This is a genomic window from Streptomyces sp. NPDC096193 (genome assembly GCF_040302905.1).
Lineage (GTDB): Bacteria > Actinomycetota > Actinomycetes > Streptomycetales > Streptomycetaceae > Streptomyces.
This window is the reverse complement of the sequence record NZ_JBEOSJ010000022.1, coordinates 47285-59371: the sequence shown is the minus strand read 5'-3', so window position 1 is coordinate 59371 and position 12087 is coordinate 47285. Positions and strand designations below refer to the sequence as shown.

General features: G+C 72.3%; 12 protein-coding genes and 1 pseudogene. 2 read left to right on the top strand and 11 right to left on the bottom strand.

Annotated elements, in window-relative coordinates; translation table 11 throughout:
• Nucleotides 1–241: 241 nt before the first annotated feature.
• Complete coding sequence (locus tag ABTX78_RS27150; protein ID WP_352209420.1) at nt 242–595, bottom strand: winged helix-turn-helix transcriptional regulator; 354 nt, start codon at nt 593–595, stop codon at nt 242–244.
• A 113-nt stretch (nt 596–708) separates the two neighbouring features.
• On the opposite strand from ABTX78_RS27150, the gene ABTX78_RS27145 reads away from it, so the two are divergent.
• A complete protein-coding gene (locus ABTX78_RS27145) occupies nt 709–1863 on the top strand; it encodes a winged helix DNA-binding domain-containing protein (RefSeq protein WP_352209419.1) in 1155 nt (384 codons plus the stop codon).
• Here ABTX78_RS27145 and ABTX78_RS27140 read toward each other — a convergent pair.
• From ABTX78_RS27140 to ABTX78_RS27125, 4 genes are all read right to left on the bottom strand, one after another.
• Nucleotides 1841–3394 (bottom strand): DUF2079 domain-containing protein, encoded by a 1554-nt coding sequence (locus tag ABTX78_RS27140; RefSeq protein WP_352209418.1) that lies wholly within the window; start codon nt 3392–3394, stop codon nt 1841–1843. The genes ABTX78_RS27145 and ABTX78_RS27140 overlap by 23 nt on opposite strands.
• A 159-nt stretch (nt 3395–3553) precedes the next feature.
• Nucleotides 3554–4336, bottom strand: a complete 783-nt coding sequence (locus ABTX78_RS27135) for a class I SAM-dependent methyltransferase (protein ID WP_352209417.1) — start codon at nt 4334–4336, stop codon at nt 3554–3556.
• Nucleotides 4333–4728, bottom strand: coding sequence for a cupin domain-containing protein (locus ABTX78_RS27130; RefSeq protein WP_352209416.1), 396 nt, complete (start codon nt 4726–4728; stop codon nt 4333–4335). Before ABTX78_RS27130 ends, ABTX78_RS27135 begins: the two co-directional genes overlap by 4 nt.
• Before the next feature lie 135 nt (nt 4729–4863).
• Nucleotides 4864–5739 (bottom strand): prepilin peptidase, encoded by an 876-nt coding sequence (locus ABTX78_RS27125; RefSeq protein WP_352209415.1) that lies wholly within the window; start codon nt 5737–5739, stop codon nt 4864–4866.
• A gap of 103 nt (nt 5740–5842) precedes the next feature.
• On the opposite strand from ABTX78_RS27125, the gene ABTX78_RS27120 reads away from it, so the two are divergent.
• Complete coding sequence (locus ABTX78_RS27120) at nt 5843–6259, top strand: DUF192 domain-containing protein (protein ID WP_352209414.1); 417 nt, start codon at nt 5843–5845, stop codon at nt 6257–6259.
• A 125-nt stretch (nt 6260–6384) separates the two neighbouring features.
• Here the strand turns inward: ABTX78_RS27120 and ABTX78_RS27115 are convergent, their stop codons facing one another.
• The 6 genes and pseudogenes from ABTX78_RS27115 to ABTX78_RS27090 all read right to left on the bottom strand — a co-directional run.
• On the bottom strand, nt 6385–7449 hold the full coding sequence (locus ABTX78_RS27115) for a phosphotransferase family protein (protein ID WP_352209413.1): 1065 nt from the start codon (nt 7447–7449) through the stop codon (nt 6385–6387).
• A gap of 79 nt (nt 7450–7528) precedes the next feature.
• Nucleotides 7529–8410: a serine/threonine-protein kinase gene (locus tag ABTX78_RS27110; protein WP_352209412.1), complete on the bottom strand. Its 882-nt coding sequence runs from the start codon at nt 8408–8410 to the stop codon at nt 7529–7531.
• Between the two features lie 384 nt (nt 8411–8794).
• Nucleotides 8795–10120 (bottom strand): hypothetical protein, encoded by a 1326-nt coding sequence (locus ABTX78_RS27105; protein WP_352209411.1) that lies wholly within the window; start codon nt 10118–10120, stop codon nt 8795–8797.
• Between the two features lie 83 nt (nt 10121–10203).
• Nucleotides 10204–10833 carry an OmpA family protein gene (locus ABTX78_RS27100; protein WP_352209410.1) on the bottom strand — a complete coding sequence of 210 codons (630 nt, stop codon included), beginning with the start codon at nt 10831–10833 and terminating at the stop codon, nt 10204–10206.
• Nucleotides 10833–11429, bottom strand: coding sequence for a hypothetical protein (locus tag ABTX78_RS27095; protein WP_352209409.1), 597 nt, complete (start codon nt 11427–11429; stop codon nt 10833–10835). The genes ABTX78_RS27100 and ABTX78_RS27095 overlap by 1 nt, the downstream gene beginning before the upstream one ends.
• 29 nt (nt 11430–11458) lie before the next feature.
• A pseudogene (locus tag ABTX78_RS27090) lies at nt 11459–12070 on the bottom strand (pilus assembly protein TadG-related protein); the annotation flags it as partial.
• Nucleotides 12071–12087: the final 17 nt, after the last annotated feature.

Below are 12087 nucleotides of genomic sequence, written 5' to 3'. Positions count from 1 at the left end.
GTGCCACGCCGTGCCGGAACTACGCCCCGGATGCGGCGAACGGAGGGCCTGTTGTAGCCCGGGAGCCCGGAAACCAGGGGCTTTTGGGCTCTTCGGGCATCCCGGGCCGTACCCCTCAGGGGGGACCCGGGGTACGGGCGCGCCGTTGACGCGGTGACGGCGTGTAGGGAAGGACCGTTCGTCAGGCGGTCCGTCGGGGGTCCGTCAGGGGCGTCCGTCGGGCGTTCCGTCAGGCGTTCCGTCAGGCCGCGGGTTCCTTCGTCTTGTTGGCGATGATCTGCTCCATGAAGGTGTCGCCCCACGCCCCGAGCGGCAGCAGGGCGGTGTTCAGCGCCTCCCCCAGCTCGGTGAGCGAGTACTCCACCCGGGGCGGCACCTCCCGGTAGACCTCGCGGTGCACCACCCCGTCCGCCTCCAGCTCGCGCAGTTGCTGGATGAGCATTTTCTCGCTGACGCCGCCGACATGGCGCTTCAGCTCCCCGAAGCGGTGCGTGCCGTCGTGCAGCGCCCACAGGATGAGCGGCTTCCACTTGCCGCCGACGACGTCCACGGCGGCATCGAGACCGCAGCTGTACGCACTCTTCACCTTGGCCACGACAACTCCTCCGACACGCTCGACACTTACCGTTTCGCCAGTACACCACCGTTCGCGGACCGCGGTCCGGAACGAGGACAGGATCTGGCCTATAGGGCTCCTACAGTCCTGTCATGACGACGCGCGAAGTGACATGGACCGAGGCCACGGCCCGCAGGCTCCGCCGCCAGGGCCTGCTCACGCCCGCCCAGGACTCCCCCGCCCGGATCACCGCCGCCATGCTCGGCGCGCACGCACAGGTCCTCTCCGCCGCCGAGCTGTCCGTCGCGCTGCGCCTGGACGGCGGCGCAACCCGTACGAGCGTGCGGGAGGCGCTGTGGACGGAGCGCAGCCTGGTGAAGACGTACGGACCCCGCGGCACCGTCCATCTGCTGGCGGCCGCGGACATGCCGATGTGGACCGGCGCGCTCTCCGCGATCCCGGCCGGATCGAACCCGATGCCGCCCCATGTACGGATGACGGACGAGCAGACGGAGCAGGTCCTGGCGGCCATCGGCGACGCGCTCACCGGCGCGGAGCTGACCGTCGACGAGCTGACCGAGGCGATCGTGGAGCGCACCGGATCATGGGCGGGCGATCCGGTGATGGAGGCCTTCCAGGACAAGTGGCCCCGGTGGCGCCAGGTGACGCATCTGGCGGCGCATCGGGGGCTGCTCGCTTTCGCCCCCAACCGCGGGCGCAAGGCGACCTGCACCAACCCCGGCGTCACCCCCATGGACGGGCCGGCCGCGCTGGAGGTCCTTTTGGAGCACTATCTGCGGGCGTACGGGCCCGCCTCGCCCGCGCACTTCGCGAAGTGGCTCGCCGCTCCGCGCGCCTGGGCGGCCGGGCTCTTCGAGTCCTCGGCGGCCGAGGGCCGGACCGAGGAGGTCGTGTTCGCCGGTGAGCGGGCGTGGGTGGCGGCCGGGGACAGCGAGTTCGCCGAGGAGGCACCGCGCGGGGTGCGGCTGCTGCCCTACTTCGACGCGTTCACCATCGCCGCGCAGCCGCGTGAGCTGCTCTTCCCGGGCGCCGCCCGCGAGCGGGCCCTCGCCGGCGGTCAGGCCGGCAACTTTCCCGTCGTCCTCGTCGACGGCCGGGTCCGCGGGGTGTGGCACCAGAAGCGGTCCGGGAAGCGCGTCGCGGTGACGGTCGAGCCGGTGGGGAAGGCGCTGGAGCACGCCCGGACGCGCCGCGAACTCGAGTGTCAGGTGGAGCGGATCGCCGAAGTGCTGGAGGGGACGGCGGAGCTGACGGTCGGTACGGTCACGGTCGGGCCGCATGCCTGAGGCGCAGCAGGGTGATGCCGTCCTTCTCGGCGATCCGCTCGTAGCCGTACCGGCGCGCGGCGGCATCGAGTTCGGCGGCCTGCTTCTCGGGCGGATAGGGCCAGTGGCCGGTGCGGTACGGCCAGGCCTCGGGCACCTCCCGGTCGTGGATGATCCACTCGGCCGTCGGGCGCGGCAGCCGGTCCTTGTCGTACTCGTAGAGCCGGGCGTCCACCGGGAAGGTCGGGAAGAGCACCACGTCGCAGCGTGAAGTGAGCTGGGGCACCAGGCGGTTGGAGGCGGCGACGGACGCGCCGTCGGGGATCTTCGCCAGCAGGGAGCGGGCGGTCTCGATGTGGGGTGTGGTGCGCCAGGTGGCGCGCTGCGCCAGCTGGGCCAGGGGGAACGACGGCAGCATGACGACGGTGACGGCGAGGACCGTGGCGAGGGAGGCCCGCACCTGCCGTGCGGCGAGCGGGTGGTCGGCCGCCCCCCAGCGCCGGAGGGTGTCGATGAGCCCGGCGAACACGATCGGCATCAGGACGGCGCTGTAGTGGAAGGACGTGCCCCAGTGGAAGCCGTTCTGGGAGAGCATCCGCCACGCGAGCGTGGGCACGGCCAGCAGGGCGAGCGGAGAGCGCAGGGCGAGGAGCGCCGAGGGCGCGAAGACCAGGACGAGGGTCATCGCCTTGATGTCCGGGCGCAGCGCGTCGAGCGGGGCGAAGACGAGGGTGCCGAGCAGGGTGGAGTGGCTGCCCTCGCCCAGGTTCCCCCCGTGGGCATAGCCGCCGGCCGGGTTGAACGCCGGGAGCAGCACCTTGATCTCGATCACCGAGGCGATCACACCGGCGGCCGCGGTGACGGCGCCGAGAAGCCGCGGGCCCTTCCAGGCGACGAAACAGCCCAGCGCGGCGAGCGTGAGCCCCAGGTCCTCCTTGACCAGGACCAGCGGTGCCGCCCAGGCCACAGCGGCTCCCCAGCGCCGCCGGCCGAGCGCGACGACGGCGAAGGACAGCAGCGGCACGGCGAGCGCGACCTCGTGGAAGTCGAACGCGGCGGCCGACGCGATGCCCCAGCTGAGCCCGTACCCGAGGGCGACGGCGTGCGCGGGCCGCCGACCGAGCACCTGCTGCGCCCAGGCCACCAGCGGTACGGCGCCGAGTGCCAGCAGCGCGGACTGGGCGATGAGCAGGCACAGAGGGGACGGCCACAGTCGGTAGAGCGGGCCGAGGACGGCGAGCGCGGGGTGGAAGTGGTCGCCGAGGAGATGGAAGTTCTCTCCGCGCAACGGGACGATCGGAGCGCGCAGTTGGGAGTAGGCGCGGATGGCCTGCTCGAAGATGCCGAGGTCGTAGCCGGTGGTGCGCAGCAGCAGATGACGGCGCACCGCGACGGTGGCGTAGAGCAGGAAGAAGACCGCCGCCCAGCTCCAGGGGAGGAGGGCGGCGGGGAAACGGGCAGCGGTGCGTGTTCCGGGCTCCGGCGAGGGCGCGGGGACGAGGGATCGCAGGACGCTGCGCCGAGCCGCCGAGTTGTCAGAAAATGTCCGCATACCTCCGGATGCTAGTGCCTGGACCGGCAATGTCTGCCCGTTGGGGAACGTCGTCCGGTGCGTGCCATCGCAAGGCGGCCGGAAGTCCTCCTGGCGTAGCTACGAGGGCTGGTGAGCGACGCGGCGGGGGCGTACAGGACGACGCGACAGGGCAGGGACTCAGACGGGCTTGACCGCCTCGATGAGGAAGCGGGTCGTCGTGGCGACGAACGGTCCCTCCGACTCGATCCGTTCGTGGAGCGCCGCGAGCCGCGGACGGTACTGCTCGACCGTGAACCCGGGGACCATCCAGATGACCTTGCGCAGGAAGTAGACGACGGCCCCGATGTCGTGGAACTCGGTCCGCAGCGACTCCGCCCGCAGATCCACCACGTCCAGGCCCGCCGCCTGTGCCGCGGCCACCGCCGCCCGCGGATCGCGGGCGCCGCGCACCTCCGGCGGCTGCGGCCCGAGGAAGTACTCCACCAGTTCGAAGACGCTGGCCGGGCCGACCTCCTGCGAGAAGTACGTGCCGCCGGGCCGCAGTACGCGGGCGATCTCCTGCCAGTACGCACGGACGGGATGGCGGCTGACGACGAGGTCGAACGCCTCGTCGGCGAACGGCAGTGGCGGCTCCTCGGGATCGGCGACGACCGCCACGCCCCTCGGCCGCAGCAGGGCGGTGGCCTTGGCGACGTTCGGCGGCCAGGCCTCCGTCGCGACGGTGAGGACCGGCAACACCGGTACGGAGGCGAGGACTTCTCCACCGCCGGTCTGGATGTCCAGCGCCGCCGAGGCCCGCGCCATGCGCTCCCCCATCGACCGGGCGTACCCCCAGGAGGGGCGCTGCTCGATGGCTCTCCCGTTCAGCCAGGAGAAGTCCCAGCCCTCGACGGAGACGGACGACGCCTCCTCGATCAGGTCCTCGAACGACCGCGGTGTGCCGGGCTGCCGCGCTGTCATGACAGGGCGTGTCCCGTGGTGCTGTCGACATGGCCGGGGATCTCGCCCTCGTGCCGGTCGCCGGTCGACTTCGTACCGGACGGCTCGAACATGAGGATCGAGCCGCCGGGCGACGACGGCTTGTGCTCGGTGCCCTTGGGGACGACGTAGGTGTCGCCCTTGGTGAGCTCGACGGTGGACTCGGTGCCGTCGGCGGCGCGCAGGGCGATGTCGAAGCGGCCGTCGAGCACGAGGAAGAACTCGTCGGTGTCCTCGTGGGCGTGCCAGACATGCTCTCCGGCGGTGTGGGCGATGCGTACCTCGTAGTCGTTCATCCGGGCGACGATGCGCGGGCTGTAGACGTCGTCGAAGGAGGCGAGCGCCTTGATGATGTTGACCGGCTGGGTGTCCATGGAACCGATACTGCGCGCCACGGCGGCGCTTGTCTTCTCGTTATGGGCGACTCGCGGGTGCGCGACCTGCGGGGCTGGGTGGGGCTCCGTGGGGCGGGCGCGGGCGCGGGGTGGGGTGCTTGCGTACGTACGAGGTCAGCCGCGGGCGGCGAGTGCGCCGAGCAGCAGACCCAGCAGCGCTCCCGCCATCATGAACGGCCCGAACGGGATCGCCGTCCTGCGGCCTGCGCGGCCGAGAGCCATCAGCGCGACCCCGTAGAGCGAGCCGAAGAGGAAGCCCGCGAAGGCGCCGGCGAGGAGCACGGTCCAGCCGTACCAGCCGAGGACGACGCCCAGCGACACGGCCAGTTTGACGTCACCGAAGCCCATGCCGTTCGGATGGATGACGAAGAGCATGAAGTAGGCGCCGCCGAGGACGAGTCCGCCGAGCAGTGCGGTGGACCAGGAACCGGCGTGGCCGGGCAGCAGGGCCACCGGTCCGAGGAGAAGGGCCGCGGCGGCGGCCAGCGGCAGGGTCAGCTGGTCGGGCAGCCGGTGCACCCGGAGGTCGACGACCGCGAGCAGGACGGCGAAGGGCACCATCAGCAGCCAGACGGCCAGTTCGGGGCGGGCCCCGGTGGCGGCGGCCACCGCGACGCAGACCGCGGTGGTGACGAAGGGGACGGTGACGGAGGACGCGGGCGTCGCGGGCGTTGTGGGTGCCGCGGGCGTTGTGGGTGTCGCGGGTGTCGCGGGTGTTGGGGGCATCGCGGGTGCCGCCGGTGCGTCCGGGGAGCCGCCCGCGTCGCCGTCGGCCGTTCGGCCGGACACGGCCGGTACCGGCGTCGCGCAGGTCGCGCACCGGGCTCCGCCGATCCAGCCGCGCACCGGACCGCCGAAGCCGTGCCCGGAAGGACAGCTGCCGCGCCAGGGCTCCCCCGGCTCGACGGACAGCCGGTACGCGGCCCGGGGCACGAGCAGGCCCGCGGCGGCGCCCCACAGGGCGGCGACGGCGAGCATCGTGGCATACACGGCACAGAGCGTAGGGCCCCGTTCCGCTCGCGGTCATGGGTCCGGGGGCCCACTCGGGGCATCCGGACCCACGGCCGCAAGGCCGCCGCTACGGTCTACGACCATGAGCGGACGGCGTCGATGGCGGGACGGCACGGGGGCGTTGCGGGTGGCCGGGCGGGACGCCGCGGTGCCGGTGGAGATCGCGGCGACGTACGGTCCGCGGCGGCGCGGGCTGCTGGGCCGGGACGGAATCGACGGGGCCATGCTGCTGACGCCGTGCAACAGCGTGCACACCTTCCGGATGCGGTTCGCGATCGATGTGGCCTACCTGGACCGGAAGTTGAGGGTCGTGAAGGTCCGGACGATGGGTCCGGGGCGACTCGGGAGGCCCCGGCTGCGGGCGCGGCACGTGCTGGAGGCTGCGGCGGGGGCGATGGCGGAGTGGGGTGTCGTCGCCGGGGCACGGCTCACGATCGAGACGCCGGGGGACGGCAAGGACCGCGGGCACGACGGGCACGACGGGGTCGGGGCCCCCTGACCGGTGATGTCCTGAGCAGGGCACCGGGATGGGCCCTCTCGGGCTGCCGGCCGGGACGTTCAGGCGGCGGGCCTGGCGGCTTGGGCCGCGAGGCGGGCGGCCCGGCCCGGAGTTCGCGCGGCTCTCTATGACGCCGGTCTGCGGGTCGGGACCGCTCCGAGGCGGGGCCACCGCAGTCGTACCCGGTCACGTACGTCCCCGGCGAGCGCCCCCAGCGCCCCGAGCGCCTCATGGGTTTCGGCCATCCCGGCGACCACGGAGAGCCGGTGCAGCAGGCGCTCCCGCGCGGTGACAGTGCCCCACTTCCAGTCCTCGTCCACCGCGCGGGCAAAACGGTCGACGGTGCCCCGGCGGGCACGCTCCACCAGGGCGTCGCCCCGGATCAGCCAGCCCGCGCACGCGTCGGCGAGATCGCCCGCGACCTCGGTTCCGGTCGCCGCACGCCAGGTGGCGCGGTACATCTGCTCGGACTCGGACAGCAGCGGCTCGGCGACATCGGTGACACACCAGCAGGTCGGGAAGCCGATGCGCAGATACGCGAGTTCCATGAGGCCGTTGCCGAGGCAGGCCTGCTCGAAGTCGACGAAGCGGATGCCGTCGGGGGTGTGCAGATCGTTGCCGGGGCAGGGGTCGCCGTGCAGCAGTGCGCTGCGTACGGCCGGTGCCCCGAGGCGGTCCACGAGCGCGCCGACTTCGTCCTCGGCCGCCGCGGGGACGGTGGCACCGAGACGCCGGGCGAAGGCCAGGAACGCGGTGACATCGCGCTCACCGGGCCCGGTCCAGCGGGGCAGCTCCGCCTCGTCGCCGGTGGCCGCGGCATGCAAGCGCGCGAGGCCCTGTGCGTACACGATCTGCCAGCCCTCGCGCGGTGTCCGGTGTTCCACATGCTCCAGTACGAGCACCCGGGCGTCCGGATCTGTACCGAGCAGGCGTGGCACCACCGCGGGACGTACGCGTCCGGCGGAGCGCAGGGCCGTGATCTCCCGTCGGTAGCGTTCGTCGGCAGCTTCACTGGCTTCACCGGTTGCCTCGCCGCCCGGTCCTTCGGCGATGAGCTGCTTCACCACGGCGGCCGTGCCGTCGCCCAGTTCGACCCGCCAGACAGCCGATCGCGGGCTGCTGTCGAGCAGCCGTGCCCGCCGGGGCGGACCCAGCTCGTCCCGCAGCCGGTCACCGAACGGCACTGCCACGCTCGCTCCTCCTTCGCCCGGCGCGCCTGTCGCCAGGACGCCGGCCGGGCTGCCCGACCCCCGTCACGCCGTCACGCCGTCAGACCCAGGGCAGCCGCGCAGGTCGTCGTCGCCACCACCAGCCGCGGTCCGCCGTCGCGGATCCCGACTTGGTCAGGCATCCGAGCAGTTCTCCCCCGTCGTCGGTGGTGTGCGTACGGAAGAGTACGTCGAGCGTCTCGGCAGAACGAGCGACTTCCTCGGCCAGGGTGCCGTGCACGGCGGCCAGCCGCTCGGCAAGCCGGTCGCGGGTGCGCAGGTCCTCCAGATACAGCTCCTCGGGGTAGCGGCCGGTCGGCGCCCAATCGGCCGCGATCCTGCGGACGAGACGCTCCCAGAGCAGCAGTTCCTCACGCGCCCGGTTCTCCGGTCCCCGCACCGGTGCGCTGCCGTCCGCGTCGGTGAGGGCGGCGAAGGCATCCGCCACCGGCGTCGGCACCTTCTCCTCCCGGAAAATCTCCGGCAGCAACTGAACGCGCGCCGAGGGCAGTTGTGCGACCGCCGTCTCGACGGCCTCGACCTCCACCACCACGGCTCCGCCGCTTGCGCCCGCCTCGACCACCCGGGCGCGCGTCACCGTACCGTCCGGAGCGGCCGCCCAGTACGCGGAGGGGACCGCCTCCTCGGCGGGGTACAGCACCGTCGTCCCGCTCAGGGCAGCGAGGCTCCGCGCCGCGTCGGCCTCGTCCGGGGGGTCGGGCACGGCGTCCGCGACCGATACCTCCCAGGCCAGCGCGACATCCCCGGCGACCGCGTGATAGCCGCAGAGCACGAGCGCGTCCCAGTTGCGGCCGTCCCGGTCGTCGGCCGAGTCCTCGTCGGCGATGTCGACCGCCGTGGAGGGCACGCCCACCGCACGCGCCAGCGCCACGGCCATGGCGGACACGGTCAGCCGGTGGACGGTCAGAAAGCTGTAGATCACGAAGAGGTCCCGTCGTCTGCCCGGCCCACACGGTCGACGGCGTGCGGGCCCGACCGGTCCCCGCGCTCCTTCCGCGGGCCGAGGAGGCGTGCGCGGGGGCGCGGCAGTCCCCGGCACACTCGACGGCGGGTCCGACGCGCAACCCCGTGTGGCGACATGAAGCGACGGTAGGGAGCGAATGTGCCGGGGTCATGGGCCCCCGGGCCCAATCGCGGGCCCCCCGTGACCTGGGCCTTGGCCCCGGCCAGGGTGCTGTGTCCGGCCTGGGCCTGGGCCTGGCGTCCGGCCTCGGCCTTGTGTCCGGCCTGGGTCTTGTGTCCTGCTGGGCCTGGCGTCCGGCCTGTGGCGGCGGCGACGGCTCAAGCCCCACCCTGCCCGGCCCGCTCAGTGGGCGCGCGGCTCCCACGGCAGTGGCTGCGGTACGTGGCGGCCGCGGCTGCGGCGGGCCAGCAGGGTCCATGCGGCGAGGATCAGTACGAGGGCCGCGCCCAGGCCGATGCCGGTGTAGCCGACGGCCCTGTACAGCGTGCTGTTCCCGGTGCCGCTGCCGGACGCCGCCCGCCCGTCCCGCGCGGCCGCCCGGTCCTCGTCGGTGAGCCCGAAGCCGGCCGCGACGGCGTCACCCGTGTACGCCGGGCCCTCGACGCGATCGCCCTCGACGCCCACCCGCAGCGTCAACGGCAGCGCGGTGTCGACCCGTTGGTCGAGCGAGACCCGGACGTAGTACCAGCCCGAGAACCGCATCGCTCCCGTGTCGTCCCGGGGCGAGGTCCTGTTGGCGAACGCGGCGGGCGCCGTGCCGAGCGACACCTCCGAGGGACCGCCCCGGTAGCCGGTCGCCGCGTTCTTGACGAAGCCACGGCCCGTGTTGAACAGGGTCAGCCGCAGGCCGTCCGGCACCGACGCGGCACGGCCGCCGCCCATGCCCGCGAACTCCGCGTCGAGGAACACCTGTTGACCCCACTCGACGGGCACCTTGTAGAAGCGGCTCTCACCGGGACTCAGCCGGTCCTGCCACACGCCGTGCCCGACGGCGGGAGCGTCGTTGAACCCGGACCCGCCGTCGACGCCCTTCGGCGTCCCCGTGACGGGTTCCGCCGGCCGCGTCGCCCAGGAGGACGGCGCGGGCGTCTGCGCACCGTCCCCGACCCCGGGCTCCGTCATGTACTTCAGCTCCAACGGCCAGTCACGGGCTCCGGAACCGGCCCCCGAGCCGATCCACTCGACGCTGTAGACGTAGTCGCCCGCCTCCTGGCACTCCCGCCCCTGACCGATGCGCCGCGTGGCGTAGTCGGCGACCGGCCGGGCGGTGGAGCTGCCGAACGTGACGTCGTTGCTCACGCTGCATTTCTCACCGTCCGCGGACTCCAGCGTGATCCGGACGCCGTCCGTGGCACCGACCGGACTGCCGGGCGGCGGAGCCAGTACGGCGGAGACATAGGCGTTCGACTCGTCGTCGAGAACGACGCGGTAGAACTTCCGCTCTCCCGCGGAGACGGTGTCGGTGTACGTCCCGGGCCGCAGCCGCGGGCCCTCATCGCTGGATGCCGCGCCCTGCACGCGTTTCGCGTCCGAGGCGGTCCGGTAGGCGGCGGCCTGGCCGCTCGGGGAGACGGCGGCGGCGGAGGCCGGTGCGAGGAGAGCCCCGGAGACGACTCCGAGGAGAACTCCGCGGAGCACCGTCACCGTTGCCGCCCGTACCCGTCTCATCCGCGCGCTCCTCGGCCCATTCGGTCGACAGCCGGCCCGCAGCGTACTGCGGGCCGGCTGCGGGACGTACGGCGTAAACGCGTTCAGTTGGTGCCCCCGGTCGGGAAGGAGACCTCCACACGACGGTTCTTGGTCCGGCCCTCCTCGCTGGAGTTGTCCGCGATCGGATAGTCCTCGCTGTAGCCGCGGACCTCGTAGGTGATCCCGGCGTCGTCGAGCTGCCCGCTGAGCACCCCGTGCACGGCATCGGCCCGCTTCTTGGACAGGACCCGGCCGTGCTCGTACGTACCGAGGTTGTCGGTGAACCCGAAGACGCGGATCTTCTGGGCGTTGTGCTTCTTGATCTCCGCGACGATGGCGGAGATGCGCCCGTTGGCCTGGGGTGTGAGCTTGGCGCTGTCCTTGCCGAACAGGACCTCGGCCTGGAGCGCGAACTTCAGCGAGGACGTGGTCTCTTCACGGCGCTCCTCGCCGCCCTCGGTCTCCACGATGGAGACGATGTCCAGCACGCGCGGCTGGGCGAGGGTGGCACCGTCGCGCATCTTCAGACCGGGGCTGCTGCCGTCGATCTCCGGCGGGGTGTACGTCGACTCGGTCCCGGGCGGGACGCTCGGGCCGTCGTCGCCGGGGTCGCCGGACGCGGCGGGGGCGGTGGTCAGCTGGATGCTGGTGAAGAGGAACAGGGCGGCGAGGGAGACGGGTGCCGCACGCATCAGGAGATCTCAATCGTGGCGGTGGGCATGAGGGGGATCTGGAGATCGAGGGTGGTGGTCTCGTTGGGGGGTGCGGGGAACTGGGCGAAGAAGTCGACGCTCTGGCCGCCTTCGAATGCACTGAGGCCAGTGGTCGTCAGGGGAAAGCCGTCGGTGTCGCGCAGGACGTAGTAACGCTTCTTCCCCACCTTGTCGACCAGGGTCACCCCGGCGAATGACCTGCCGGTGCGCTTGACCTGGGTTTCTTCGCCGTTCCACTGAATCGGGGGAATCTGCCGTTTCCCGGTCGTATTCTTCACCGCTCCGGAAATCGTCAGAAAGCCACCGCCGTCCCGAACGGCGCTGTGGATGGTGAACTCGAAACCGTTGCTGCCATTGATGGTGGCCAAGGTCTTGCTCTTGTCCGGCACAGTGTTGCCTTCGCCGGCACCGGACTCTTCCGGCTTGTCCGATTCCGTCGACGCCGAGCTGCTGCTCTTCTTGTCGTCGGAGCCGCTGTCACCGCCGCCCCCGCACGCCGTCGACAGCGACAGCGCCGCTGCCGCAAGGACGGCGGTCACTGCCCTGCGGGTCATCGCTCCGTGCCGAATAGTCATGAGTGGTGTTCCTTTGCGTTCGGTCGGGGTCAGTCCTCGACCAGCCGGACGGTGAAGAGTTCGGACAGGTCGGGAAGTGGATCCGTGTCTTCGGGGTCGATGTCGATCTCGCCATCGGGGCAGCGGAGCGTTCCCAGGGACTCCGGCTCCTCCGAGGGCGACGGGCTGGGCTCCTCGGGTTCGTTGCCGCCGTCGCCCGGCGAGGGCTCGTTCTCCGAGGGCTTGAAGGTGCACAAGGGCTCCACGACAGCGGTGGCCTTCGCCTCGGCACGCCGGTCGGCTGTTCCCGGGAGGATCGTCTCCCCGAGCGGCTGCGAGTCGACGGTCACCCGGAATCCCCAGCGACCGGGGCCCAGAAAGTCACACCCCGTGACCGTCGTCTCGTTCTCACCTGCAAATCGACCGGCTGCGGCGCAGCCCCCGCCGGGGTCCCCGATCACATCACCGTCGAGAAGGCTGCCCAGGAAGTCGAGGTCGAGTTCGCCGTCCCCGAGGACCCGGTCGCGGGACTCCATGGCGGCGGCGAGGGCTGCGGCATCGGCGCCGGACTGAGCACCATTGCGGGTGGCTCCCGCCTGCCCCACCGCGAAGAACGCGAGCGCGAGAAAGAGCAGGCCCGCCACCATCGCGATGTAGATGGGAGCGGCCTGCCCTGCGT

Coding starts and splice junctions, on each gene's coding strand:
- ABTX78_RS27145 (WP_352209419.1), top strand. CDS start 709: ATGACGACGCGCGAAGTGACATGGACCGAGGCCACGGCCCGCAGGCTC.
- ABTX78_RS27140 (WP_352209418.1), bottom strand. CDS start 3,394: ATGCGGACATTTTCTGACAACTCGGCGGCTCGGCGCAGCGTCCTGCGA.
- ABTX78_RS27135 (WP_352209417.1), bottom strand. CDS start 4,336: ATGACAGCGCGGCAGCCCGGCACACCGCGGTCGTTCGAGGACCTGATC.
- ABTX78_RS27130 (WP_352209416.1), bottom strand. CDS start 4,728: ATGGACACCCAGCCGGTCAACATCATCAAGGCGCTCGCCTCCTTCGAC.
- ABTX78_RS27120 (WP_352209414.1), top strand. CDS start 5,843: ATGAGCGGACGGCGTCGATGGCGGGACGGCACGGGGGCGTTGCGGGTG.
- ABTX78_RS27105 (WP_352209411.1), bottom strand. CDS start 10,120: ATGAGACGGGTACGGGCGGCAACGGTGACGGTGCTCCGCGGAGTTCTC.
- ABTX78_RS27100 (WP_352209410.1), bottom strand. CDS start 10,833: ATGCGTGCGGCACCCGTCTCCCTCGCCGCCCTGTTCCTCTTCACCAGC.
- ABTX78_RS27095 (WP_352209409.1), bottom strand. CDS start 11,429: ATGACTATTCGGCACGGAGCGATGACCCGCAGGGCAGTGACCGCCGTC.